Raw genomic sequence first — 24,018 nt, 5'->3', positions numbered from 1 at the left:
CACCGTGCGTGGAACGCCGGGCGCGCTCCGTGATCAATTTCGCTCAGCATCGCTTCCAGGCGAACTGGTAGCGGGTGTTGACGCTGCCGTCGGTCGAGTCCATGGACACGAACGCCGGCTGGTTGGAGGAGTTCGTGAACGCGCGCACCTCGGTGTTCACGTTCAGGTTCCGCACCATGCCGCACGGTGCGAAGACGATCTCCGCGACGTCCGTGGAGTCGGTGAACTGCCAGTTGTCGGTGATGGGGGCGTTGATGTTGTGCGTGCTCGTGCCCGTGGAGGACGAGCCGGAGAAGTAGTAGCTGGCGCGTTGCATGCCCTTCGCGCCTCTGGGTAAGTGTGCGAACCCGCGGTAGTCCGCCTTCGCGATGCCGAAGGTGAAGCCCTGCGGGTAGTGCACGCGCAGGTTCAGCTGGCAGTTCTTGCGGAAGTCCGTCGGTGACGATCCGGAACCGGCCTGCGCTGTGTAGTCGCTGTAAGTGACCGTGAATGCGGTGTTGTCGTCCGCGACGGCGACGGCGGCTGTTCCCGCCGGGCACCCGGAACCGTTGACCGTGACGACGTCGACGGTGATTTTTCCGGGAGGAACGACATCCGCGGTGCTCGGCGCCTCGGGGGCGACGAGGAGCGACACTGCCAAACTCGTTGCTGCCATCACACTGAGCATGAGGCGCCTTTCATTTCGGGGGATGGATGGCGGCGTGGCAGCGACGCTATCTTAAATGGACTTAACCCGAGGACAGCCGACCGGGCGAACTTAAATATATTTAAAACGGATTAATCGTCTGAACGGTGGATTGGCGACGGCGGCCCGTCGGCTAACTTCGTGTCAGATCGCAAAAACGATCACACAGACCAGCTGAATACGCCGGTCCCCACACCAGACGCCGAGAGCCCCGGCTGATCCACCTCTTACACCGGTGTGGGAAGGCGAGCGCGCACTGCTCATCGGGTTCCACCCTCCTGCTCGGAACTCGGTGGTGCGGCAGCGGTGCGGCGCAGCCGGCCGGTGCCCGCCGGCGGCGACGGACCCGTCCCACGGTCCGTTCGCCGCCGGCGGTGTTCTTTTTCCCGCCCCACGAGGGCGCCTAGTGCCTCCGGAGCCTCAATTGCACGCGCGCCCCACCCAACGGCCCGCGGTCGACGTGGAGAGAACCACCCGTGCTCTCCGCGGCGCGACGGGCGATGTCGAGTCCCAGGCCGGTGGAACCACCACCGCTGGCGCCGCGCCGCACCGCCCGTTCGGTGTCCGCGATGCCGGGACCGGCGTCCTCGACCACGAGCGCCACCAGATCGGCCTGGTGCACCAGGGTGACGGCGAACCGGGTGCCCTCCGGCGTGTACCGGAACACGTTGCCCAGCAACGCGTCCAGCGCGGCGGTGAGATCGGTGCGGGACAGCGGCACGTGGGCGGGCTTGTCGGCGCCCCGGACGGTCCACGGGCGCTCCTGGTCGTCGGCGAGCGCGGACCAGAACACCAGCCGGTCGCGGACGACGCTCGCCGCGTCGACCCCGCTGTTGTCGGGCTGGAGGCCGGACCGGGCCGCCTTGATGATCTCGCCGACCTCTCTCTCAAGCCCCTGAACGGCCGTGCGCACGCGATCCGCCCCCGACCCCTGTCCGAGGGCATCCGCGTCCAGGAGAAGGGCCGTGAGGGGTGTTCTGAGGCGGTGCGAGAGGTCGGCGACCACCTCCCGTTCGGCGGCGAGGAGGTGCCGGACGCGTTCGGCCATCGTGTTGAACGCCCTGCCGACCTCCGCGAGCTCCGGCGGTCCCTTCACCGGGACGCGGACCGTGAGGTCGCCCTGGCCCATCCGCCTGGCGCCCTCCGCCAGGCGGCGCGTGGCCTTGACGGCGCGGGCGCCCAGGCGGTCGGCGACGAACACCGAGATGGCGACGAGCCCGACCGCGACACCGGCCAGCGCCCACCACGTGCCGATCACGCCGTGGGTGAGCTGCTCGCGCGGCACGAACGCCTCGATGATCGCGACCCCGTTGGCACTGGTGGCCAGCGGCTGGAGATAGGAGATGCCATCAGGCCGCTCGACAGTGGAAGCCGTCGCCAGTTTTCGGGCCTCCTCGAGGTTGGCGGCGGTGATGTGAGAGGTGCCGAGGGTGCCGGCCGGGACACCGGTGTGCACCGCGAGTCGCTGCTGCGCGCCGTACGGGGTGCTGCGGATGGCCTGCCGGATGTCCGCGGCCTTCTTGGTGATCACCAGCGCCGGGACGAGCGCGTTGGCCTGCTTCTCGGCCTCGCCGAGTGCGCGCTCGTACGCCGCGCTCTTGACGACGAGAGCGAGTGGGATGAGGAAAGCCAGCGCCACCAGACTGGTCGCCGCGAGAGCGACCAGGACCAGTGACCGCCTCATCTCGGTGCGACCAGACGAACGCCGACCCCGCGCACCGTGTGCAGGTACCGCGGCTGCGCGGCCCGTTCACCGAGCTTGCGGCGCAACCACGAGAGGTGGACGTCGAGGGTCTGGTCGTCGCGCGTCGACGGCCACACGTTCGCGAGGATCTCGGCGCGCGGGACGACCTCGCCCTGCCGTGCCGCGAGATACGACAGCAGCTCGAACTCCTTGTGCGTCAAGGAGAGGTCCTGACCGTCCACAGTGGCCCTGCGGAGGTTGACGTCGATCTCCAGGCCGCCGACGACGAGCTGCTTGCTGTCCCGCGCACGCCGGAGCACGGCCTGCAGCCGCGCTTCCAGGTGCTCGCTGGAGAAGGGCTTCACGAGGTAGTCGTCCGCGCCCGCGTTGAGCAGCCGGATGATCTCGGCCTCGTCGTCGCGGGCGGTCGCGATCACGACCGGGGTGTTCGTGACGCCTCGGATCATCCGCAGCGCGTCACCGCCGTCGAGGTCGGGGAGCCCGAGGTCGAGCACCACGACGTCGTAGCTGTTGGCGGTGACTTCGCGCAAAGCCTCGATCGCGAGCGCGACACCGTGCACGATGTGGCCCTGGCCCGTGAGAGCGCGCGTGATCGCCGCCCGCACCACCGGGTCGTCCTCGACCAGCAGTACCGATGCCATGCTACGGGAGGGTCCTCGCGGTGAGACGGTCGATCGGATACCTGGTCGCCTGGGCGTTGGTGACCGCCGTGACCATCGGCCTGTCCTGGTTCGGCATCCGGTTGGCGATGGAACCCGCGCCCGTGGCCGCGGTGAACTCCCCGACGGGGCCGGCGGTGCTGCCGATGCCGACCGTCACCTCGATCAGCGTTCCGGTGCCCGACGACGGCGCCTCGATCAGCCCGTCGCCTGTCACGCCCTCGTCCACCAGGCCTCCCAGTTCGTCCGTTCCGGCTCCTCCCAGTAGTACGGATGCGCGTCCCACCTCGGCTCAACTTCCGCAGGGGGAATGGCAGTCGGACGGCTCGTACGTCCACGCGTTCCACCTGCGCGGCGGTGACGTGGTCGTGCGCTACCGCTCTTCCGGGGTGGAGGCGTTGTCGGCGACTCCCGCGGACGGCTGGTCGGTGGCGGTGGAACAGCCCGGCGGCCCGCTGGTGGTGAATTTCCGCAACGCCGAGGGCCGCCTCTCCCGCCTGGAAGCGACGTGGTCGAACGGCCCCACCGCCCGCGTCATCGAGAAGTGAGCCGCACGCGGGGCCCCTTCGTCCTCCAGGAGAGTACGCGGGGAGCTTTCGTACTCAGGTGAGCACGCGGGGAGCTTTCGTCCTTGAGGTGAGCACGCGGGGAGCTTTCGTCGTTGAGGTGAGTACGCGGGGACGCTGCGTCCTCCAGGAGAGTACGAAAGCTCCCCGCGTACTTTCACCGCACGCGGGGACGTTGCGTGCGCTCCAAGCGAACGAAAGCTCCCCGCGTGCACTCACGGCACGGCTACAGGCCGATGGCCTTCGCGATCTGGGCGGGCTTGAGCACGCGCAGGATCGCCTCGAACAGGTAGTAGTCGCCGTACGGCAGCGAGACCTCCACGCCGTCCTCGGACGGCCGGTTGCGGGTGCCACGTGCCATGATCGCCTCGGCGCGCGCCGACCTCGTGGTGAGGCACGTGCCGACCAGGCCGTCGAGGATCTTCAGCGCCCGCTCGCGGTAACGCCCGGAGCCGGTGGCCTTGGCCAGGTCGAGCAGGCCGCACGCCATGATCGCGCCCGCCGACGAGTCCTTGACGTCGTTGGCGCCCAACGGAGAGCGGTAGTCCCACACCGGCACGTGATCCGGCGTGAGCGCGGACAGCGCGAAGTCGGCCATCCTGCGGGCGGTGTCGCGGAACTCGCGCAGGCCCGTGCGGCGGTACATCGTCGTGAAGCCGTAGATGCCCCACGCCTGGCCGCGCGCCCAGCAGGACGTGGGGCTGTAGCCCTGCACGGTGTTCGGGCCGATCGGCGCGCCGGTGTCCGGGTTGAAGTCGAACACGTGCGGCGTCGAGCCGTCCGCGCGGACGAAGTGCGTCTGCGTGGTTCTGGCGTGGGCGATCGCGATGTCGAGGAACTTGCGGTCGCCGGTCTGCTCGGTCGCGAACGCGAGCAGGTCCAGGTTCATCATCGTGTCGATGATGACGCGGCCCGCGTTGCCCGGCGTGCCGAGCTTGCCCCACGCGCGGATGAACTTCCCGGTGGCGTTCCAGCGCTGGATCAGCGTGGTCGCCGCGTCGACCGCGCCGTCACGCCACTTCGTGTCGCCGGTGAGCCGGTAGGCGGTGACCCAGGACGGGTAGAACAGGAACCCCAGGTCGTGGTCGCGCGGTTCGAGGCGGCGCGGTGCCAGCCTGTCGTTCGCGGCCTCGGCCAGCGCGCGGAACCCGGCGTCGCCGCTGTCGAGGTGCGCGAGCCACAACGTGCCCGGCCAGAAACCGCCGATCCAGCCGCCGTCGGCGACGTAGGTCCACTTCTCGAACCGGGTGATCTCCGGGAACGACGTGATGCCCGGTGCGACCGCCCTCAGCTTGGTGAGCCCGTAGTCGAGCGCGCCGCGCAGCTCGGCCGGGGAAGCGGCAGCCTCCCCGGCACCGAGTGCGACCCCGGCTCCGGTGAGCAGGGGAGTGGCCGCGGCAGACGCCAGAAGGGTGCGTCGAGACAGATTCACGAGACCGTCCAGTCCCTTTCATGTCCTTGCGCCCGGCGCCACCCTGTCAGATCCGATCAAGGTCTGCAAAGAGAAGTCAAAAATTGATTCAGCTGGTCAGATACGTGAACGGGCTGGATTCCGACGTTGGAAAAGAATTGTTCACAAGGGTGAACAATTCAGATTCGGATCAGCGTGGCGTCGAGAGGGCGCGGGCTCAGTCCGTGCCGCCGCTTGAAGCTCGCGTTGCCCCTGCCGTCCTCCAGCGTGGTCCTGCCGAGGCGGATCGCCAGCCTGACCGACTCGGCGAACAACACGCCGTACGGGCTGTACCGGCCGTCGACCGCGTAGTCGACACCGCATCTCCACGTGTGGAAGCGGGTCGCGTCGGTGAGGCAGACCCCGGCCGCGACGAGCCTGCCGTGCTGCCGGACCTCGACCACGTGCGTGAGGTCGCCGAGCGCGGTCACGAACTTGGCGAACGCCGGCCCGGAGAAGAACCCGCCGTTGTCGTAACGGGTCGCGGTCTTGTCGCACAGCAGGGTGATCTCGTCGAGCGCGGCGTCGTCGACGCCCACGACCTCGGTCACGACGCCGGCCTCCCGCGCTCGGCGTTCGTTGCGGCGCAGGTTCGCCCGTGCGCGCTGGCTCAGCCGGGCGAGGTAGTGCTCGTAGGACCCGAGTTCGGTGGACCACCTGGCGGCGAGGTGGCGTGCGGGCAGACCGTTCGCCCGCAACGCCGCAGAGAGTTCGCCGCCGCGCCGGACGTTCTGGAAGCCGCACCACTGCGCCTTGAAGATCGACGCCGTGCGGATCATGGCGTCGAGCAGCCTCGGCAGGACCTCCGCGGTGGCCGGCACGCGCGTGTCGTAGCAGTGCCAGGTGTGGCTGAGCAGCGCGCGTTGGTCGCGTGCCTCCGGGTACGCCTCGTGCAGGTGGCGCAACGGATCCGGTGCCGTCTGGAGGTAGGCGGGCGTCACGGCGACGGGCTTGTCACCGTCACGTGCCACGAAGTACGCGAACGACTCGACGTCCGTCAGCGGCGCCTGTTCGAAGGCGGTGAGGTACGCGTGCTCGTAGAAGACCGGCGCACCGCTCTCGCGGACCACCGAATCCCAATCGGCAGCATCGATTTCCCTTATGGAGCTCGAAAACTCGATGCGCACCCCACCTACTGTACGGCCTGCCAGACCGCGAAGGGCACGTCGATCTCGTCCCTGCTCAGGCCGCCGTGCTCGAACTTCCTGGAAGGGTCCGGGATCGGGAACCTCGGCGACGCGGCGACCGCCACGACCGGACCGGCCTCCGGTTGCGGCAGACCGAGGTCGCCGGCGTGGTGCACGGTGGCCGTGGAGCCCAGAGTCGTTGCCACGCGGTCGAAAACGGAGTCCAGGCGTTCGGCCTTCGGGTACAGCCATCGCATCCGTCCCGCGCCGCCGGAGGGAATCACGCACTCCTCGCGCACGATCGCGTCCCAGGCCTCGACCAGGTCGGGATCGGGGTCGACGGCGACCTGGCCGTGGTCGGAGTGCGCCACGACGGTCCAGCCCTGTGCGGCCCAACGGGAAGCGTGTGCGTCCAGACGCAGCATCGCCTCGTGCACCGACTCGTCGTACCCGTTGCGGTGCACGTGGTCGTCGACGTTCACGTACGTCCAGAGGAACCTGGCGTCCGGCAGCGCCTTGTCCAGGTCGGCCACCACGTTCGCCACGAGCAGGGGCGGATCGTCCGCCTGGGCGGCGAGTTTGTGGCGCGGGGGCGCGGGTATCCGGGTGCACCCCCGCAGGAGGGCCTGGGCCCAGGTGCCTTCGAGGTGGTCGAGCTCGCGGGCCGCGACGGTGGCGCCGTGCCGTTCCAGCACGGTCGGCAGGTCCGGGATCACGGGTGCGCCGGTGATGGCGTGCACGAGGCCGGATCCGTTGCGGTACACCGTTCCCGGCACGCGGTGGACGTCGGCGGGAACGCCGGTCAACGCGGTCAGCCACGCCGTCGCGGACGTCGACGGCACGGTCGAGGAGAGCGTGGAGGTGGTGGAGGCCGACAGCCAGGACTGTTTGGCCACGTCCGAGGAGAGACCGTCCACTGCCAGGACGATCACGCCGCGATCTGCCGATTTCAGGGCGCGTTCGAGCCGGGAAGGGATCTCCGCCAGTGACATCGGGTGACTGTAACGCATCTCATCGGTCCAGGATTGCCTGTTCGGGTGCTGAGTTCCGCACAATGGCCGTCGATGGGGTGGTAAAGAGGACTTGGCAGAAGGAAGGTGGCGGATGTCGGTAGGTGTTCTGGACGTCGGGTGCTTCAGCGCACACCTGGTGGTCGTGGAACGAGACCTGCTGCGTCCGCTGGTGTCCCACAAGGTGCGGCTCCGGCTGGACCGGGAGCTGGACTCGGACGGGGCGATCAGCAAGGCCGGCATCGAGTCGCTGTGCGCCGCCGTGCTCGCCGCCCGCAAGAGTGCGGGCGACGTCCCCTTCCTCCCGGTCGCCACGTCGTCCGTGCGCGACAGCTCGAACGCCGCCGAGGTCATGCGCAAAGTCGCGAGACGCACCGGCGTCGAGCTGAAAGTCTTGTCGGGCAAGGAAGAAGCACGCCTTTCCTACACCGCGGCGCGGCACTGGTTCGGTTTCAGCGCCGGCCCGATGGTCGTGCTGGACGTCGGCGGCGGCACCGTCGAGCTGGCGGCGGGATCCGGTGCGGAGCCGGACCGCGCGGTGTCGTTGCCCTTGGGGGCGCGGACTTTGACGCGGGCCGGGCTGACCGTGCACGACATGCGGGCCGAGGTCCGCGACCGGATCGCCGCCGCGTTCCCGCGCGATGAGAGCGCTCGCGCGGTGGGGTGCTCGAAGGTGTTCGAACAGCTGGCCCGGCTCGCCGGAGCGCGCAACGGCACGTACGTGTCCCGCCAGTTGCGGCTCAAGGACCTGGAGAAGTGGATCCCCCGGCTGGCGAAGCTCTCGGTGCGCGAACGCGCGGCCCTGCCGGGGATCTCCCGCCACCGGGCCCAGCAGTCGCTGGCGGGCGCGGTGGTCGCGGAGGCGTTGATGGAGGTCTCGGGGCACGACGTCGTGGACATCTCGCCGTGGTCCACGAAAGAAGGCCTGCTGCTGGATCTCGTGGAGCGCTCGCGCAGCCGGGCGGAGTCAGCCGCCTAGCAACCGTTCAGCGCCGTGACGGCGTCGTCGACGTCGTTGAACAGCAACAGAAGCTGGTCGACGGCCGTCATTTCCAATGGGCGCAACACGACTCTGCTGTCGCTGACGACGCCGAACTTCACGCCGAGCTCGTCGGCCTGGCTCTGGGTCTCCACGAGGGTGCGAATCCCCTCGGAACCGAAGAACCGCACTTCCCGCAGGTCGATCACCAGTGCGGGCGGCTTGCGGTCGAGCAGCTCGGCGATCCTGCTGGTCACCGGGGCTGAGGACATCATGTCGATCTCGCCGGTGAGAGCGACGATCGGGATGGACTGGACGTAGGTAGTTCTCTGTCGAAGCTGGTTCATGTGGACTCCCGTCCGCACCGACCGTACGCGCCACCGGAGGGCGACCACAAGCCGAGCCGGTTTTCCCCAGGCCACGCCGGGTACACGCCGAGTGACCACAAATTCCCTGATAGACGAGGAGGAGCCGTGTCGACCACGGAGACCGGTCACGTCACGGGTACGAAGGACAAGGACTACAACATCCTCTGGTTCACCGAGGCGTGCCTCGACAACGCGCTGCGCCTGGAGACGTTCATCCAGGACGCGGAACGCGACGGTGACAACGAGCTCGCGGAGTTCTTCAAGAAGGCGCAGACCGACAGCCGCAAGGGTGCCGAGCAGGGCAAGCGCCTGCTGGCGTCGCGTCTTTCCGGCAACTAGTGCCGAACTAGGCGAGCAGGAAGGCCTGGGTCAGCATCATCGCGGCCACCAGAACGGCGATCAGCACGATGAGCGCGATCACGATGCGTCCGGTGGTCGCCTTCGGAGGGGTCGGTTCGCGGTGGGACAGACCCGAGGTCTGCCCGGACTCCGGCGGGGTGTCACCGGGCCGCACCCCGCCTCCGGGCTCCAGTCCTGGCGTGCGCTGAGGGTCGGGATCAGGCGGTGTCGCTGTCATGGGGTGTGAAGTACCCGTTTTCAGGACGCCAACTCGGCCCAGACCACTTTCCCGTCATCACCGGGTGTGGTGCCCCAGCGCACGCTCAACGCCTGCACCAGCTGCATCCCCCGGCCACGCGCCGAGCTGGGGTCCACGGGTCTGAGCTGAGGCTGCTTCGGCGACTCGTCGTGCACCTCGACGAGCATGCCGCCCGTCTTCCTGCTCACGGTGAGTGTGATCGGTCCCTCACCGTGGTCGATCCCGTTCGACACGAGCTCGGTCACGACGAGCTGCGCGTCGTCCGAGAGGTCCTCGGACAGACCCCACGACGAAGCGGCGTCACGCACCACCTGACGTGCCCGAGCGCACGAGCCGCCCTCGGCGGTCAGGGTCACCCGCACCTCAGCCAGTGGGTCGTTCAACACAAGGCGCATCGTCGCACATCCGGCGGCCCGTTCGGATCTTTCAGCCCCCCGGTGGTCGCATGGTCGGCCCCCGTGCTGCACGATTTGGGTCGCACGGAGTCGGGCGTGGCGGAAGGAACGGCGACGATGGAGCTCAACGTCGGCAGCGAGGTCCAGCGGGGATGGCGAGTGATCGCCGTCGCCGGTGAGCTGGACATCGACACCGTCCCCGTGCTGTCCGCACGGCTCGATTCGGACGTTACGGGCAAGCACGCGGTGCTGGATCTGTCCGGGTTGCAGTTCATGGACTCGACCGGGCTGGCGCTGGTGCTGGACTGGCACCGGCGGCTGGCTGAGGCCGGTGGGCAGTTGCGGATCGCCTGCACCCAGGCACCGGTTCGCCGGTTGTTCGAGCTGGCGGACGTGGCTGAGGTGTTGAGCCTGCACGAGACGGTGGATGCCGCGGTGCAGGAGTCGGCGGACACGGCCAGCTGACGCGGTTCTGAGTGCACGCGGGGAGCTTTCGTTCACTCAGAGAGCACGAAAGGGCCCCGCGTGCGTCAAAAACCTCAGCTTTCGGCTGAGACGCCGAGGTAGTAGGCGATCAGACGGATCAGGTGCTCGGTGTCCACCGGTTTGGTGACGTAGTCGGTGGCGCCGGAGGCCAGTGACTTCTCGCGGTCGCCCTTCATCGCCTTCGCCGTGACCGCGATCACCGGAAGATCGGCATAGCGTTCCATTGCGCGAATGGCCGAGATCGTCGCGTTGCCGTCGAGTTCGGGCATCATGATGTCCATCAGGACAATTGCCACGTCGTCGTATTGCTCCAGCGCGCGCACGCCCGTTATGCCGTTGTCGGCGTAAATGGCTTCCAGGCCGTGCAGCTCCAGGACGCTCGTCAGCGCGAAGACGTTTCGCAGGTCGTCGTCCACGACCAGGACCTTTTCGCCGTGGAAGCGGATTGAGCCCGACGCGGCCAGGACCGGGGCCGGGGCGACGATCGGGGTGGGTTCCGGGACCACGAAGGTGTCGTTGACCACCTTGCCGAGGGGCAGGCAGAGGGTGAACGTCGAGCCGATGCCCGGTTCGGAGCGGACTCGGAGGGCGCCGTTCAGGAGTTGGGCCAGTTCACGGCTGATGGACAGGCCCAGGCCCGTGCCGCCGTACTTGCGCGAGGTTGTGCCGTCTGCCTGCTGGAACGCCTCGAAGATGACGGCGAGCTTTTCCGACGGGATGCCGATGCCCGTGTCGTGGACGTCGAACGCCACCGTTGACGGGTCGTCCATGCGGACGTGCAGGCGGATGCCGCCGTCGTGGGTGAACTTCACCGCGTTGGACAGGAGGTTGCGGAGGATCTGTTGCAGGCGGTGCTCGTCCGTGCGGAGGGTTTCCGGGACGTTCGGGTCGACCCTGACGGAGAACTCCAGGTTCTTCTCCGCGGTCAACGGCAGGCACAACGTCTCGACGTAGCGGACGAGCTCGTCCAGGCGGACCGGGTCCTCGTGCAGGGTCATGTGGCCCGCCTCGACCTTCGTGAGGTCGAGGATGTCGTTGATCAGCTGCAGGAGGTCCGAGCCGGACGAGTGGATCGTGCGGGCGAACTCGACCTGTTTGGCGTTGAGGTTGCCGTCGAGGTTGTCGGCGAGGAGCTTGGCGAGGATCAGCAGCGAGTTCAGCGGGGTTCGCAGCTCGTGGGACATGTTCGCCATGAACTCGGACTTGTACTTCGACGCCGTCTGGAGCTGGCGCGCCCGGTCCTCCAGCTCCTCGGAACCGGCCCTGAGCTCGGTCGTCAGGCGCTGGGACTCGGTCAGGAGGGCGTCGGTGCGGGAGTTCGCGAGCATCGTGTTCACGTTGACGCCGATGGCCTCCTTGAGCTGGTCGAGGAGGTCCAGGTGGACGTCGGTGAAGACGTTCAGCGAGGCCAGCTCGATCACGCCGAGCGTCTCGCCCTGGAACAGGATCGGCAGGATCACCAGGTTCACCGGGGCCGACTCGCCCAGAGCCGACGAGACGGTCAGGTAGTCGCCCGGCACGTCCTTCACCAGGATCGTCTTCTTCTCGACCGCGGACTGGCCGACGAGCGACTCGCCCATCGCGACGTGCGTCACGCGGGCGGCGTCCAGGCGGAAGCCGTAGGAGGCGGTGAGCTCCAGCGTCTGCTTGGCGTCGTCGTCCTCCTGGACCTGGAAGAACGCGCCGTGGTGGGCGCTGACCAGCGGCGTCAGCTCGCTCATGATCAACGACGCCAGCGCGCGGAGGTCGCGGTGGCCCTGCATCAGACCGGACAGGCGCGCCAGGTTGGTCTTGAGCCAGTACTGCTCGCGGTTGGCGCGGGTGGTCTCCTTCAGGTTCGCGATCATCTGGTTGACGTTGTCCTTGAGCTCGGCGAGCTCTCCGGAGGCGTCGACGGTGATCTGCCTGGTCAGGTCGCCCGCGGTCACGGCGGTGGCGACAGCGGCGATCGCGCGGACCTGGGTGGTCAGGTTGGACGCGAGCTGGTTCACGTTGTCGGTCAGCTTCGACCACGTGCCCGCCACGCCGTCGACCTCGGCCTGGCCGCCGAGCTTGCCCTCGGTGCCGACCTCGCGGGCGACACGCGTGACCTCGTCGGCGAACGACGAGAGCTGGTCGACCATCGTGTTGATCGTGGTCTTGAGCTCCAGGATCTCGCCGCGGGCCGAGACGTCGATCTTCTTCGTCAGGTCGCCCTGGGCGACGGCGGTGGTGACCTGGGCGATGTTGCGGACCTGGTTGGTCAGGTTGTCCGCCATGAAGTTCACCGAGTCGGTGAGGTCCTTCCACGTGCCGGCCACGCCGGACACGCGCGCCTGACCGCCGAGGATGCCCTCGGTGCCGACCTCGCGGGCGACACGGGTGACCTCGTCGCCGAACGCGCGCAGGGTGTCGACCATGCCGTTCAGCGTCTCGGCGAGGGCCGCGACCTCGCCCTTCGCCTCGACGGTGATCTTCTTCGAGAGGTCGCCGTTCGCGACCGCGGTGGCGACGGCGGCGATGTTGCGGACCTGGTTGGTGAGGTTGTCCGCCATCAGGTTGACGTTGTCGGTCAGGTCCTTCCACGTGCCGGCGACGCCCTGCACGCGGGCCTGACCGCCCAGGCGGCCGTCCGTGCCGACCTCGCGGGCGACGCGGGTGACCTCCTCCGCGAACGACGACAGCTGGTCGACCATCGTGTTCAGGGTCGACTTCAGCTCCAGGATCTCGCCGCGCGCGTCGACGGTGATCTTCTGCGACAGGTCGCCGTTGGCCACCGCGGTCGCGACGTGCGCGATGTTGCGGACCTGGTTGGTGAGGTTGTTCGCCATGAAGTTGACGTTGTCGGTCAGGTCGCGCCACGTGCCCGCGACGCCGGGGACCTGCGCCTGACCGCCGAGACGGCCCTCGGTGCCGACCTCGCGGGCGACACGCGTGGCCTCGTCGGCGAAGCTCGACAGCTGGTCGACCATCGTGTTGATCGTGGTCTTCAGTTCGAGGATCTCGCCGCGCGCGTCGATGGTGATCTTCTGGGTCAGGTCGCCGCGCGCGATGGCGGTGGTGACCTGGGCGATGTTGCGGACCTGGGTCGTCAGGTTGTTCGCCATGACGTTCACCGAGTCCGTCAGGTCGCGCCACGTGCCCGCGACGCCGGGGACCTGCGCCTGACCGCCCAGCCGGCCGTCCGAGCCGACCTCGCGGGCGACGCGGGTGACCTCGTCGGCGAACGACGACAGCTGGTCGACCATCGTGTTGATCGTGGACTTGAGCTCCAGGATCTCGCCGCGCGCGTCCACGGTGATCTTCTGGGTCAGGTCGCCCTGCGCGACGGCGGTGGTGACCTGGGCGATGTTGCGGACCTGCGTGGTCAGGTTCTCCGCCATGAAGTTCACGTTGTCGGTCAGGTCGCGCCACGTGCCGCCGACGCCGGGCACCTTCGCCTGGCCGCCGAGCTTGCCGTCCGTGCCGACCTCGCGGGCGACGCGGGTGACCTCGTCGGCGAACGACGACAGCTGGTCGACCATCGTGTTCAGCGTGTTCTTGAGCTCCAGCATCTCGCCGGAGACGTCCACGGTGATCTTCTGGGTCAGGTCACCGTTCGCCACCGCGGTCGCGACCTGGGCGATGTTGCGGACCTGGTTGGTGAGGTTGTTCGCCATCGAGTTGACGTTGTCGGTCAGGTCGCGCCACGTGCCCGCCACGCCCGGCACCTTCGCCTGACCGCCCAGGCGGCCGTCCGTGCCGACCTCGCGGGCGACACGCGTCACCTCGTCCGCGAACGACGACAGCTGGTCGACCAGGCCGTTCACCGTCGACCCGAGCGTGGCGAACTCGCCGCGCAGCGTCTGGTCGGACATGCGCTTGGTCAGGTCGCCCTCGGCCACGGCGGCGAGCACGCGGCTCAGCTCGGTCGTCGGCCGCATCAGGTCCTCGACCAGGCCGTTCACCGAGTCGGCGATCAGGGACCAGCCGCCCGCGGTGCCCGCGGGCGCCACCCGTTCGGTGAGCCTGCCCTCCTGGCCGACCGCCTGCCGGACCCTGCCCAGCTCACCGGCGAGCCACTGGTTGCGCTCCGCGATCTCGTTGAACACGTCCGCGAGCGCCGACACGGGCCCGTTCCCCGGCACGACGAGCCTGCGGCGGAAGTTGCCGTCACGCAGGTCTCTCATCGCCGAGAGAACCCGTTCGAGGGTCGCGTCCGTCTCTTCGTTGGCCGTGGTCACTCCAAGCCTCCGTGCCTCGGTGGTCGCAGCCAAGACTGCCACGTTAGGTTGGGAGCGAGGTAACTTGATGCCGCGATGCACGCCAACGACCCGCAGGAGGCCGTGATGATCCGGCCGTCTGCGCAGGACACAAGCGGATGAGCAGCGCCGTGGGCATCGACCTGGACGGCTGGCAGCGCCTGGTGGACGGGCTGCGCGAAGCCGTTCTCGTCGTCGATCCCGCCGGGGTGGTGCGCGTGCGCAACGCCGCGGCCGCCGACCGGTTCCCCCGGTTGTGCCTCGGCGAGCGCTTCGACGTGCACGTCGCGGGCCGCCAGCACGACCTCGGCGAGGGCTGGAGTGCCTGGTACTTCACGGACTCCGCGCTCGACCACGCGCATCTGCGGCTCGCGGGCGGCACCTCGCGCGAGGTCACGCTGAAGACCATCGTGCAGCTCGCGGCAGAGCTGCTGGGGGAGCACTGCGTGGCCGTGGTGCCCGCCACGCGCGACCGCCTGGAGTGGTGGCAGTGCGGCGGCGGCGAACCCTCGATGACGCGCACACCGCGTCGAGCCTCCACGCTGACGGACGTGCTGACGGGCACTTCGACGCTGACCAGGATCACCTCTTTGGGTGAAGGTAGTTGGGGTGTGGCGGAGGACTTCGGCTGCGCCCTGGCCGTGCCGCTGGGTGTCGGCGGCGCGTTGGTGGTGCTGCGCCGCGGCGACTTCGCGCCCCACGACGTCGAGCGCGTGCGGTTGTTCGGCAAACACGCCGCGGTGGCGCTGGAATCCGCGTCGAAGCTGACCGAGCAGCAGCGGACGATCGAGGTGCTGCGCTCGGCGTTGTTGCCGTTGCCGCTGCCGGAGGTTCGCGGCGTGACGCTGGCCTCGGTGTTCATCCCGGCGCACCAGCGCGCCCTGGTGGGCGGCGACTTCTACGACGTGCACCCGCGCACGGACGGCACGGCGACGTTCGCGCTGGGCGACGTCTGCGGCCACGGCCTGGAAGCCGCGGTCCACAGTGGACGGGTGCGGCAGTCGTTGCAGGCGCTGTCGCTCGTCGAGACGAACCCCGTGCGGCTGCTGCACCTGCTGAACACCTCGTTGCGCGCCACCGGTTCCAAGCTCTTCACCACGATCGTCGTCGGCGAGCTCGTGCCGCTGGCGTCGGGCGGAGTGCGCCTCTCGCTCGCGTCCGGCGGCCACCCCGCACCGCTGATCCTGCGCGCGGACGGCACCGTGCAGGAGGTGAGCGCGCCGGGCGCGATCGTCGGCATCCTGTCCGACGTCCGGTTCCACGGCGAACAGGTCACCCTGGCACCCGGCGACACGCTGGTGCTGTACTCCGACGGCTTCACCGAGGCCCGCGCCCACGCCGACCGCACCGAGCTGTTCGGGGAACAGCGGCTGCGGACGGTTCTCAAGGAGTGCAAGGGTTTGTCGGCGGAGGAGATCGCGCGGCACTGCGAGGAGGCCGTGCTGAAGTGGCTGGACCGCGACGACCACGACGACCTGGCGCTGCTGGCCGTGCAGGCCGTGTGATTCCTTTGCGTGGTGGAATTGCAACGTTCCGCGCTCCCGAGACGATCTGAGGGCCATGGCGACTCCCCGGCGGGTGTTCATCAGTCACACGTCGGAGCTGCGGCGCTTCCCGGCAGATCGGTCCTTTGTGGCCGCCGTGGAGTCGGCGGTGGCGCGCGCGGGTGACGCGGTGGTGGACATGGCGTACTTCGCCGCCCGTGATCACACCCCGGCGGAGGTCTGCCGCGAAGCCGTGGCCGGCGCGGACGTGTACGTGCTCGTGGCCGGGTTCCGGTACGGCTCACCGGTCCGCGACCGCCCCGAGCTGTCCTACACCGAGCTGGAGTTCGAGGCGGCCGGAGAACTGGGCCTGCCCCGGCTGGTGTTCCTGCTCGGCGACGACACGGACGGGCCTGCCGGTTTGTTCCGCGACCCGCAGTACGGCGCGCGGCAGGAGGGTTTCCGGCAGCGCTTGCAGGACAGCGGCGTGACGGCTGCCGTGGTGTCCTCACCTGATGGTCTCGAGACGGCGGTGCTGCACGCGCTGACCGATCTGCACCGCCCTGCCGCCGGTGGCGCGGCGGTCACTCGGGTGTGGAACGTGCCCGGCAGGTCCGCGCTGTTCACGGGCAGGGAGGACCTGCTGGAGGAGCTGCGTGCGGCACTGGCGGGGGACAGTCCCGCCGTCGTGCAGGCACTCCACGCGATGGGCGGCGTCGGCAAGACCACCACGGCGATCGAGTACGCGCACCGGTACGCCCGCGACTACGACGTGGTCTGGTGGGTCTCGGCCGAGCGTCCGGAGCTGATCGCGGAACAGTTCTCCGAACTGGCGCAGGCGTTGCGTCTCGCGGTGCCGGGTGAACCGGTCGAAGTCGTGCTCGCCAGGGTGCTGGGCCACCTGTGGGCGCACCCGAGGTCGTTGGTGGTGTTCGACAACGCCGAGGAGCCCGGCGGGCTGACCCGGTTCCTGCCGGGCGGCGATGCCCGCGTGCTGATCACCTCGCGGTGCCCCGACTGGCAGGGCGTGGCGACCCAGGTCGAGGTCGCCCTGTTCGAACCGGCGGAGTCCGCCGCACTGCTGCGGGCGCGGGTCGCGGGCCTGGGCGACGCGGACGCGCGACGGCTCGGGGAGGCGCTGGGCCACCTTCCGCTGGCGCTGGACCAGGCCGCGGCACTGCTGGCCGAAGGGGGCCTGACCCCGGCCAGCTACCTGAACCTGCTGGAGACGCGCGCCGCGGAGCTCCTGCACCACGACTTCTCCGACGAGAACACAGCTGGTGGCCGGTTGTCGGTGGCGGCGTCGTGGTCGGTGGCCTTCGACGCTCTCGCTGCCCGCGACGTGGCCGGGCTGCAGCTGCTCACGTTGCTGGCGTGGCTGGCGCCGGAACCCGTGCCGCTGACGCTGATCACCGACCACCCGGAGCTCTTGCCGGAGCCGCTGAGCTCGGTCGCCGCCGATCCGCTCGCACTAGCCCGTACCCTGCGCAACCTCAATCGCCGCGCGTTGGCGCGGGTCGGCACCGACAGCGTTCTGCTGCACCGAATTCCCGCAGCCCTGCTGCGAGGGCAGGTTCAGGAGGGCGAGCACGTGCCCGGACCGGCGGCCGGGTGGCCGGCCACCGCGCAGCTCCTGCTGCTCAACGCGGCTCCAGCCGACGCGTGGAACAACCCTCCTGTCTGGCCGGCCTGGCACCGGCTGCTTCCGCACGTCCTGACCGTCACCGCACCAGACCGCGCCGACGCCGGCTCGCGAGGCCTGACGAAGCTTCTCGACCGCACGTCGTGCTACCTGCTCACCCGCGGTCAGCCGCGCGAAGCGGTGGATCTCGCACAGCGGGCGTACGACCTGCACCGATTCCACCACGGCGACGAGGACGTCGACACTCTGGGCTACGCGAACAACCTCGCTCTGGCTTTCCGGCAGATGGGGAAGTACGCGCTGGCACGAGAGCTGGACCAGGCGACGTTCGACCGACGCCGGCGTCTCTTCGGTGACGACCACGCCGGCACCTTGAACGCGGCCCAGAACCTCGCTCTCGACCTGGCGGCACTGGGGGAGCACGCGAGGGCGCGGGAGCTCGACGAGGACACCCTCTGGCGACGCAAGCGGATCCTCGGCGTCGACGCGCCCAGGACCCTCGCGTCGGCCCACAACCTCGCCGTCAACGTGGCGAGAACAGGGCAGTACGAAGAAGCGCGGAAGCTCAACGAGGAGACTCTCGACCGGCGACGGCGCGTGCTCGGCGACGACCACCCCGACACGCTCAGGTCGGCCAACAGCCTCGCGTTCAACCTGTGGCACCTCGGACAACACGAGCAGGCGAAGAAGCTCGACGAGGACACTCTCGACCGGCGCCGACGTGTGCTCGGCGACGACCACCCCGACACCCTTCTGTCGGCCAGCAACCTTGCCGTCGACCTGCGCACGCTGCGCGACTACCGCAGGGCGCGGGAGCTGGACGAGAGCACCCTCGACCGGCGGCGGCGCGTTCTCGGTGACGACCATCCCGACACCCTGGTCTCGGCCCGCCACCTCGCCCTCGACCTGCGGAACCTGGGAGAACCGGACAAGGCGCGAGCGCTCGACGAGTGGGTTGCCGAACGTGAGGCCGCTAGCGAACCCCGCGAGGACGGAACTGGACGCTGATCCGCGGCCCCACAACCTTCGACGTCTTCGGCACCGCGTGCTCCCAAGTGCGTTGACAAGACCCGCCCATCACCAGCAAATCCCCGTGCCCCAGCGCGTACTTGTGCGTCTCCCCACCCCCACGCGGCCGCAGCAACAACGCACGCGGCGTCCCCACGGACAGGATCGCGACCATCGTGTCCTCGGTCTGCCCCCGCCCGATCGTGTCGCCGTGCCACGCCACGCTGTCCCGCCCGTCGCGGTAGTAGCAGAGCCCGGCCGTGGTGAACGGCTCGTGGAGCTCCGGCAGGTAGTGGTCAGACAGCACCGCGCGGGCCTCGGTCAGCACGTCGAACGGCAGCGCGCCCGAGTAGAAGCAGAGCAGACGCGGCACGTCGACCACGTTGTCGTACATCTGGCGGCGTTCGGCGCGCCACGGCACCTCGGAGACGAGCTGGTCGAAGAGCGCGTCGGCGCCGGACAGCCAGCCGGGCTGGACGTCGATCCACGCGCCGTCGCCCAGTTCAGTGCGGCGCGGGGACAGCGGGCTCAGCACCGGCTCCGCCTCCAGGTCGAACAGTGAACCCTGGCGCATGGTTCGCAGCATAATCGAACGTGTGTTCTAGTGCTAACGAACTGGGGCTCCAACAGATAGATCAGGTATGACTGGGGAAAAGGACGAGACCGTGCAGGTCAACGAGATCCGCGCGAACATCATTTCGGGCGACACGGCCGGCGTCGTGATGCAGATCGGTCACATCGCCGGTGACGTGGTGCTCAACGCCCGTGAGAGCACGGAGAACGACCAGGGTTAGGGCTTCAGCACGGCCCAGACGGCGTCCGCGATGAGTTCGCGCGCCTCGTCCAGGTCGAACACTCCGAGCAGGAACCGGCGCACCGACTCGTGCGCCGGGCCCATCACCACGGGCTCCATCGCCCACGGTGGCACCGCGCGCAACTCGCCGGACTTCATCCGTTCGAGGAACCACGTCAGGACCGGCTCGAACTCCGCCTGCTTGGCCGACGGGTCGGCGTGGTCGGGGGCCGCGTACAGGAAGCGGGCCCTGCTCGGGTTCGCCGTCACCCAGTCCAGGTAGCGCAGCACCACGTCCCGCACGACGGGGCCGGCCGGGCGCGCGTCCAGGGCCGGTCGCATCGCCGCGACGCAGCGGGCGTAGCTGTCGGCGTAGAGCTGGGCGAAGACGCCCGCGCGGCTGCCGAAGTGGTGGTAGATGCTGCCGTTCGACATGCCGGAACGCTCGGTCAGCGCCGCGATGGTGACGGCGTCGAGGCCGCCTTCTTCGACGAGCTTCAGGGCGGCGTCGAGGAGAGACTGTCTTCGGTCGGCCACGAGGGTTAGAGTACCGCTCTGGAGCGACGCTCCAGAGAAGGGGAGAAGCAATGGCGCTGTCGATTCCCGGCCTGCTGCGCGACCGGGTCGCCCGCACGCCCGACGCCGAGGCGATGCGGTACCGCGACAACGGTGGCTGGGCGACGCTGACCTGGGCCCAGCTGCAGGAACGCGTCGCGGAGGAAGCGTCCGGGCTGCGCGGGAAGGGCCTGCGCAAGGGCGATCGGGTGGCGCTGATGGGGCGCACCAGCATCGAGTGGATCGTCACCGACCTCGCCGTGCTCGCCGCCGGGGGCGCCACCACCACGATCTACCCGAACAGCACCGCCGCCGAGGTCGCGCACATCGTCAACGACTCCGGCAGCCGCATCGTGGTCGTCGAGACCGACGAGCACGAGGGGCTCGTGCCGGACGGCGTCGAGGTGCTGCGGTTCGGGGCGGTCCCCAAGGCGCAGGGCGACTACGACGCGTTGATCGACGAGCTCACGCCCGGCGACCTGGCGACGTTGATCTACACCTCGGGCACCACGGGCACGCCGAAGGGCGTCGAGCTCACCCACGACAACTGGCTGACGACGGCGGAAGCCGTTGCGTCCCTGGGCATTCTGCAGCCCACCGACCTGCACTTCCTGTGGCTGCCGCTCTCCCACGCGTTCGGCAAGGTGCTCACGATGGCGATGATCGCCGCGGGTGTGCCCACCGCCGTCGACGGCAGCGTCGAGCGGATCGTCGACAACCTCGGCGAGCTGCGGCCGTCGATCGTGGCCGCCGCGCCGCGCATCTTCGAGAAGATCCACGGCCGGATCGTCGCGGGTGCGCGGGAGAAGGGCGGGCTGACCGAGAAGATCTTCCGGTGGGCCGACCGCGAGCACGGTCCCGCGACGCGCTGGCTCGCGGACCGGCTGGTGTACCGGAAGCTGCGCGAGCGCGTCGGTGGGCGGATCCGCTACTTCGTGTCGGGTTCGGCGCCGCTCGCCGGTGAGATCGCGGAGTTCTTCGAACGGGCCGGCATCACGATCCTGGAGGGCTACGGGCTCACCGAGTCGTCCGCGGCGACGTTCTTCAACCGGCCGGGCATGATCAGGATCGGCACGGTCGGACCGCCGATCCCCGGCATGGAGGTCAAGATCGCCGACGACGGCGAGGTCCTGCTGCGCGGTCCCGGCGTCATGCGCGGCTACCACAACCGGCCGGACGCCACCGCCGAGACGTTGATCGACGGGTGGCTGCACACCGGCGACATCGGCGAGATCGACGACGCCGGACGGTTGAAGATCACCGACCGCAAGAAGGAACTGATCAAGACCTCCGGCGGCAAGTACGTGGCGCCCACCCGGATCGAGAGCATGATCAACGCGGCGTCGCCGTACATCAGCAACGTGATCGTGCACGGCGACCGCCGCAAGTACTGCGTCGCGCTGGTGACGCTCGACCCGGACACGGCGCAGGGCCTCACCAACGCTGAGGAAGAGGTCGAGAGCGCGATCAAGACCGTCAACGCGCAGCTCGCGCGGCACGAGACGATCAAGCGTTTCGCCGTGCTGGAGCACGATTTCAGCGTCGAGGACGGGTTGCTGACCGCGTCGCTGAAGCCGCGCCGCCGGGAGATCGAGAAGCGTTACGCGGACACCCTCGACAGCCTCTACTAGCCCAGCCTGTCCACGACGCCGCACAGGGGGCCGCCCGCCTGCATCTCCGCCAGCGAGGTGCGGAGGTCGGCCAGGCGGCGTTCGGACTCGCCGACCAGCGCGGCGGCCATGCGGCCCCACTCCTGCGTGCCCGCCGACGGCGACAGGTCCGCGAACAGCTCCGCGATCTCCCGGACGGTCAGCCCCACCCGCTGGGCCAGCTTCGCGACCTTGATCCGGCACGAGGCGGAGTCGTCGAACACGCGCCGTCCGCCGCCGTCTCTCGTGGCGGTGATGACGCCGTGCTTCTCGTAGAACCGGACGGCGGAGGGCGCGACACCCGCGGCACGGGCCACGTCGCCGACGGTCAGTGCGATGGCATGCGTCATACCGCCACGGTAGCGAGCTTGACCTCAACATAAGTTCAACTTGCACCCTTGCGATCATGAGTGCACAACTGGAATTCGTCGTCGTGGTCGCGAGTGTGCGGGAGCCGCGAATCGGGCGCACGGTCGCGGACTGGGTGGTCGCACAGGTGCCCGGCGGTGTCCGCACCCGTGTGGTGGACCTCGCCGAGGTCGAGCTGCCACCGGACGCTGATCTGCGGCCCGGCGGTGGCGCGCGGACACCGGTGTCGGACGTGCTCGCCGCCGCGGACGGCTTCGTCATCGTGACGCCCGAGTACAACCACGCCTACCCGGCGAGCCTCAAGCGCTTCCTCGACTGGCACCACGGTGAGTGGATGTTCAAGCCCGCGACCGTGGTGCCCTACGGCGTGCGCGGCGGGCTGCTGGCGGGGGAGCACCTGCGTCCGGTTCTCGCCGAGCTGTCGATGGTCACCACCCGGCGCATGGTCGCGCTCTCCGCGCCCTGGGAACACCTGTCGGAAGGCCGCTACCGCCCGCCCGCCGGTGAACACAAGGCCATCGGCCAGGCCCTGCGCGAGTTGACGTGGTGGGCGCACGCGTTGCGCCGAGCACGTCACGACCACCCGTACGAGCTGGTCGACTGGCTGGGCGCCCAGCGCGCGGACACGGACGCGGAGGCGCTCGCCGATCTGGTGGGGCACGCCGCGATCGTCGGGCTGGGCACCGGGACCCGCGCGGGGCGGGAGACGTTCGCGGTCGTGGCGCGGACGACGTGGTCGCTCGTCGAACGAGGCTTCCGGGTGATCGCGATCCTCGACAACCCGCGGGTCGTCGAGTTGTACGACCGGTACGTGCGCGGCGAGGACGTCGACGTCGTGGCCGCGCTGCGCCAGGCGTGGGGACCGTGGCGCACCGAGGAGATGCGCGAGGCGCTGGACTCGCTGCGACGGCGCAACGCCGAGCACCCCGGCGATCCCGTGCGCGTGGTCGGCGTGGGCGGATCGAAGGTCCTGCCCGCCGACTACGACCGCGTGCTGGAGCTGGTCGCCCCACCGGAGGTGGCGAAGATCCGCGAGCTGTTCGAGGTCATCCGCACCGCCCACGACAACGGTGAGCACGTGCAGCGGGCGCACGGCACCCACCCCGGCGTCCCGTTCGTGGAACTCGCCCGCGAGGCACGGGCGATCGCGGGCCCGGCCGGTGCCGAGGCAAGCGGCCTCCTCGACGCGATCGTGGAGCACCACGCGAACGCGATCGGCGTGGGGCACGACGGCGAGCGCGAGGAGCGCGAGGCCGCCGAGCGGGTGCTGGCGCAGCGCCCCGCACGGGTTGTGCTGTGGGAGGGCAGCGCGCACATCGCCGCAGACGCGATGATGGGCGGACACCTGCGTGCGGAGCTGGGGAAGGCGTACGCGGCGGTGCACGTGACGTTCGGGCACGGCCGGGCCCACGGCGTCGACGTTCCCCCTCCGGTGCCCGGGTCCCTCGAGGACGTCCTGGGCGCGGCGGGCGGTGCGCGGACCGTGCCGCTGGGCGACGGAGTTCCCGCGGCCCTCGACGCGCCGTGGCGGACACGGCTGATCTCCGGCCTCTACGACCCGGCCCGCGACGGCGAGCACTACCTCGAGGTGCGGTCGCTGAGCGGTGCCTACGACGCCGTCGTCTTCGTTCCGGAGATCTCCTCGGTCAGCGCGCTGGCGACAACCTGAGCCGGCGAGCCGTCCACCGGCGGAAGCGGTGGACGGCTCGCCCGGCTCCAGCTCAGCGGCCGCCGCGCCGATCGTCGTCGCGCTCGACGTCCAACGGTGACGTTGCGCTGCTCGGTGACGGTGTGCTTGACCAGCCGCACCCTGCCCGTCTCGACGTTGCGGGTGCCGACGTCGAGCTTCTCCTCCGAGAGCGTCACCTCCGCCGCGTCACCGCGCAGCCGGTCGTGCTCACCGGTCTTGGCCCGCGGGATCATCCCGTAGTGCCGGTGGAGCGCCTCCTGCTCCTCGTCCGACATGTGGTCGTCGGAGATGTGCACGCTCGGCGCGTCCTTCACCTGCTCCTTGGCGACGGGGACGGTGATCGCGCCACCCGCCACGTGGCCCTGCTGGAGCGGGACGAAGCTCTCCTTCATCCCGAACAGTCCGGTGTGGACCTCGGCCCACATCGGCGCCCCGGTGCCGTCGTCGAGCCACACCTGTTTGACGGAACCGATCTTCTCGCCCTTGTTGTCGATCACGTCGCAGTCGTGCAGAGCCTGAACGTGCGTCTGATCGATCATCGTGCTGTCCTCCCGCATCGGCTGTCCGCTTGCCAACGCGA

General features: G+C 69.5%; 23 protein-coding genes. 9 read left to right on the top strand and 14 right to left on the bottom strand.

All coding sequences use genetic code 11. From position 1 onward, the window contains the following. Positions 1–43 precede the first annotated feature (43 nt). The 3 genes from AOM45_RS40605 to AOM45_RS40595 all read right to left on the bottom strand — a co-directional run bounded on the left by AOM45_RS40605 (position 44) and on the right by AOM45_RS40595 (position 3,031). Positions 44–667, bottom strand: coding sequence for a DUF4360 domain-containing protein (locus AOM45_RS40605; RefSeq protein ID WP_030468800.1), 624 nt, complete (start codon positions 665–667; stop codon positions 44–46). 421 nt (positions 668–1,088) lie between these two features. After that, on the bottom strand, positions 1,089–2,369 hold the full coding sequence (locus AOM45_RS40600; protein ID WP_030468801.1) for a HAMP domain-containing sensor histidine kinase: 1,281 nt from the start codon (positions 2,367–2,369) through the stop codon (positions 1,089–1,091). After that, on the bottom strand, positions 2,366–3,031 hold the full coding sequence (locus AOM45_RS40595) for a response regulator transcription factor (protein WP_030468802.1): 666 nt from the start codon (positions 3,029–3,031) through the stop codon (positions 2,366–2,368). The genes AOM45_RS40600 and AOM45_RS40595 overlap by 4 nt, the downstream gene beginning before the upstream one ends. 20 nt (positions 3,032–3,051) lie before the next feature. On the opposite strand from AOM45_RS40595, the gene AOM45_RS51415 reads away from it, so the two are divergent. After that, positions 3,052–3,597, top strand: a complete 546-nt coding sequence (locus AOM45_RS51415) for a hypothetical protein (protein ID WP_156093928.1) — start codon at positions 3,052–3,054, stop codon at positions 3,595–3,597. A 244-nt stretch (positions 3,598–3,841) separates the two neighbouring features. Here the strand turns inward: AOM45_RS51415 and AOM45_RS40580 are convergent, their stop codons facing one another. The 3 genes from AOM45_RS40580 to AOM45_RS52005 all read right to left on the bottom strand — a co-directional run bounded on the left by AOM45_RS40580 (position 3,842) and on the right by AOM45_RS52005 (position 7,184). After that, positions 3,842–5,047 (bottom strand): glycoside hydrolase family 88 protein, encoded by a 1,206-nt coding sequence (locus AOM45_RS40580; RefSeq protein ID WP_030468805.1) that lies wholly within the window; start codon positions 5,045–5,047, stop codon positions 3,842–3,844. 158 nt (positions 5,048–5,205) lie between these two features. Continuing rightward, positions 5,206–6,192 (bottom strand): GNAT family N-acetyltransferase, encoded by a 987-nt coding sequence (locus tag AOM45_RS40575; protein ID WP_162185676.1) that lies wholly within the window; start codon positions 6,190–6,192, stop codon positions 5,206–5,208. A gap of 5 nt (positions 6,193–6,197) precedes the next feature. Continuing rightward, positions 6,198–7,184 carry a hypothetical protein gene (locus tag AOM45_RS52005; RefSeq protein ID WP_030468807.1) on the bottom strand — a complete coding sequence of 329 codons (987 nt, stop codon included), beginning with the start codon at positions 7,182–7,184 and terminating at the stop codon, positions 6,198–6,200. A 112-nt stretch (positions 7,185–7,296) separates the two neighbouring features. On the opposite strand from AOM45_RS52005, the gene AOM45_RS40565 reads away from it, so the two are divergent. Further along, positions 7,297–8,181, top strand: a complete 885-nt coding sequence (locus tag AOM45_RS40565) for a Ppx/GppA phosphatase family protein (RefSeq protein WP_030468808.1) — start codon at positions 7,297–7,299, stop codon at positions 8,179–8,181. Here the strand turns inward: AOM45_RS40565 and AOM45_RS40560 are convergent. Beyond that, positions 8,178–8,528, bottom strand: coding sequence for an STAS domain-containing protein (locus AOM45_RS40560; RefSeq protein WP_030468809.1), 351 nt, complete (start codon positions 8,526–8,528; stop codon positions 8,178–8,180). The genes AOM45_RS40565 and AOM45_RS40560 overlap by 4 nt on opposite strands. Positions 8,529–8,654: 126 nt before the next feature. On the opposite strand from AOM45_RS40560, the gene AOM45_RS40555 reads away from it, so the two are divergent. After that, the gene (locus AOM45_RS40555; RefSeq protein WP_030468810.1) at positions 8,655–8,888 is read left to right on the top strand and encodes a hypothetical protein; all 234 of its coding nucleotides are present in this window, start codon (positions 8,655–8,657) and stop codon (positions 8,886–8,888) included. Positions 8,889–8,895: 7 nt separating this feature from the next. Here the strand turns inward: AOM45_RS40555 and AOM45_RS40550 are convergent, their stop codons facing one another. Together AOM45_RS40550 and AOM45_RS40545 are read right to left on the bottom strand one after the other, a co-directional pair. Beyond that, positions 8,896–9,126 (bottom strand): DUF6480 family protein, encoded by a 231-nt coding sequence (locus AOM45_RS40550; RefSeq protein WP_030468811.1) that lies wholly within the window; start codon positions 9,124–9,126, stop codon positions 8,896–8,898. Positions 9,127–9,146: 20 nt separating this feature from the next. After that, positions 9,147–9,542, bottom strand: coding sequence for an ATP-binding protein (locus AOM45_RS40545; protein WP_236704011.1), 396 nt, complete (start codon positions 9,540–9,542; stop codon positions 9,147–9,149). 96 nt (positions 9,543–9,638) lie between these two features. Between AOM45_RS40545 and AOM45_RS40540 the strand changes: the two genes are divergently transcribed. Then, the gene (locus AOM45_RS40540; protein ID WP_236704010.1) at positions 9,639–10,007 is read left to right on the top strand and encodes an STAS domain-containing protein; all 369 of its coding nucleotides are present in this window, start codon (positions 9,639–9,641) and stop codon (positions 10,005–10,007) included. Between the two features lie 74 nt (positions 10,008–10,081). On the opposite strand, the gene AOM45_RS40535 is transcribed toward AOM45_RS40540, so the two are convergent. Continuing rightward, positions 10,082–14,230, bottom strand: a complete 4,149-nt coding sequence (locus tag AOM45_RS40535; protein ID WP_030468814.1) for a hybrid sensor histidine kinase/response regulator — start codon at positions 14,228–14,230, stop codon at positions 10,082–10,084. Between the two features lie 137 nt (positions 14,231–14,367). On the opposite strand from AOM45_RS40535, the gene AOM45_RS40530 reads away from it, so the two are divergent. Then, positions 14,368–15,753, top strand: coding sequence for a PP2C family protein-serine/threonine phosphatase (locus AOM45_RS40530; RefSeq protein ID WP_030468815.1), 1,386 nt, complete (start codon positions 14,368–14,370; stop codon positions 15,751–15,753). A gap of 55 nt (positions 15,754–15,808) precedes the next feature. After that, positions 15,809–18,382 carry an FxSxx-COOH system tetratricopeptide repeat protein gene (gene fxsT / locus AOM45_RS40525; protein WP_156093929.1) on the top strand — a complete coding sequence of 858 codons (2,574 nt, stop codon included), beginning with the start codon at positions 15,809–15,811 and terminating at the stop codon, positions 18,380–18,382. Here fxsT and AOM45_RS40520 read toward each other — a convergent pair. After that, entirely contained in the window at positions 18,348–18,956 is a 609-nt protein-coding gene (locus tag AOM45_RS40520) for an alpha-ketoglutarate-dependent dioxygenase AlkB (protein WP_051783828.1), read from the bottom strand. The genes fxsT and AOM45_RS40520 overlap by 35 nt on opposite strands. Before the next feature lie 67 nt (positions 18,957–19,023). Between AOM45_RS40520 and AOM45_RS51410 the strand changes: the two genes are divergently transcribed. Then, positions 19,024–19,176: a hypothetical protein gene (locus tag AOM45_RS51410; RefSeq protein ID WP_156093930.1), complete on the top strand. Its 153-nt coding sequence runs from the start codon at positions 19,024–19,026 to the stop codon at positions 19,174–19,176. On the opposite strand, the gene AOM45_RS40515 is transcribed toward AOM45_RS51410, so the two are convergent. Further along, positions 19,173–19,712: a TetR/AcrR family transcriptional regulator gene (locus AOM45_RS40515; RefSeq protein ID WP_051783809.1), complete on the bottom strand. Its 540-nt coding sequence runs from the start codon at positions 19,710–19,712 to the stop codon at positions 19,173–19,175. The genes AOM45_RS51410 and AOM45_RS40515 overlap by 4 nt on opposite strands. Positions 19,713–19,762: 50 nt before the next feature. On the opposite strand from AOM45_RS40515, the gene AOM45_RS40510 reads away from it, so the two are divergent. Beyond that, positions 19,763–21,361, top strand: coding sequence for an AMP-dependent synthetase/ligase (locus AOM45_RS40510; protein ID WP_030468819.1), 1,599 nt, complete (start codon positions 19,763–19,765; stop codon positions 21,359–21,361). Here AOM45_RS40510 and AOM45_RS40505 read toward each other — a convergent pair. Further along, positions 21,358–21,729, bottom strand: coding sequence for a MerR family transcriptional regulator (locus AOM45_RS40505; protein ID WP_030468836.1), 372 nt, complete (start codon positions 21,727–21,729; stop codon positions 21,358–21,360). The genes AOM45_RS40510 and AOM45_RS40505 overlap by 4 nt on opposite strands. 56 nt (positions 21,730–21,785) lie before the next feature. Here AOM45_RS40505 and AOM45_RS48975 point away from each other — a divergent pair, with 56 nt between their 5' ends. Then, entirely contained in the window at positions 21,786–23,417 is a 1,632-nt protein-coding gene (locus AOM45_RS48975; protein ID WP_063757063.1) for an NAD(P)H-dependent oxidoreductase, read from the top strand. Here AOM45_RS48975 and AOM45_RS40495 read toward each other — a convergent pair. Then, entirely contained in the window at positions 23,357–23,977 is a 621-nt protein-coding gene (locus AOM45_RS40495; protein WP_162185677.1) for a PRC-barrel domain-containing protein, read from the bottom strand. The two genes, AOM45_RS48975 and AOM45_RS40495, sit on opposite strands and share 61 nt — an antisense overlap. Between the last annotated feature and the right edge of the window lie 41 nt (positions 23,978–24,018).

The organism is Lentzea aerocolonigenes (genome assembly GCF_000974445.1).
GTDB classification, from domain to species: domain Bacteria; phylum Actinomycetota; class Actinomycetes; order Mycobacteriales; family Pseudonocardiaceae; genus Lentzea; species Lentzea aerocolonigenes.
This window is presented reverse-complemented; position numbering and strand designations above follow the sequence as displayed.

Coding starts and splice junctions, on each gene's coding strand:
- fxsT (WP_156093929.1), top strand. CDS start 15,809: ATGGCGACTCCCCGGCGGGTGTTCATCAGTCACACGTCGGAGCTGCGG.
- AOM45_RS48975 (WP_063757063.1), top strand. CDS start 21,786: ATGAGTGCACAACTGGAATTCGTCGTCGTGGTCGCGAGTGTGCGGGAG.
- AOM45_RS40520 (WP_051783828.1), bottom strand. CDS start 18,956: ATGCGCCAGGGTTCACTGTTCGACCTGGAGGCGGAGCCGGTGCTGAGC.
- AOM45_RS40595 (WP_030468802.1), bottom strand. CDS start 3,031: ATGGCATCGGTACTGCTGGTCGAGGACGACCCGGTGGTGCGGGCGGCG.
- AOM45_RS40600 (WP_030468801.1), bottom strand. CDS start 2,369: ATGAGGCGGTCACTGGTCCTGGTCGCTCTCGCGGCGACCAGTCTGGTG.
- AOM45_RS40605 (WP_030468800.1), bottom strand. CDS start 667: ATGCTCAGTGTGATGGCAGCAACGAGTTTGGCAGTGTCGCTCCTCGTC.
- AOM45_RS51410 (WP_156093930.1), top strand. CDS start 19,024: ATGACTGGGGAAAAGGACGAGACCGTGCAGGTCAACGAGATCCGCGCG.
- AOM45_RS52005 (WP_030468807.1), bottom strand. CDS start 7,184: ATGTCACTGGCGGAGATCCCTTCCCGGCTCGAACGCGCCCTGAAATCG.
- AOM45_RS40510 (WP_030468819.1), top strand. CDS start 19,763: ATGGCGCTGTCGATTCCCGGCCTGCTGCGCGACCGGGTCGCCCGCACG.
- AOM45_RS40550 (WP_030468811.1), bottom strand. CDS start 9,126: ATGACAGCGACACCGCCTGATCCCGACCCTCAGCGCACGCCAGGACTG.
- AOM45_RS40495 (WP_162185677.1), bottom strand. CDS start 23,977: ATGATCGATCAGACGCACGTTCAGGCTCTGCACGACTGCGACGTGATC.
- AOM45_RS40505 (WP_030468836.1), bottom strand. CDS start 21,729: ATGACGCATGCCATCGCACTGACCGTCGGCGACGTGGCCCGTGCCGCG.
- AOM45_RS40560 (WP_030468809.1), bottom strand. CDS start 8,528: ATGAACCAGCTTCGACAGAGAACTACCTACGTCCAGTCCATCCCGATC.
- AOM45_RS40530 (WP_030468815.1), top strand. CDS start 14,368: ATGAGCAGCGCCGTGGGCATCGACCTGGACGGCTGGCAGCGCCTGGTG.
- AOM45_RS40565 (WP_030468808.1), top strand. CDS start 7,297: ATGTCGGTAGGTGTTCTGGACGTCGGGTGCTTCAGCGCACACCTGGTG.
- AOM45_RS40545 (WP_236704011.1), bottom strand. CDS start 9,542: ATGCGCCTTGTGTTGAACGACCCACTGGCTGAGGTGCGGGTGACCCTG.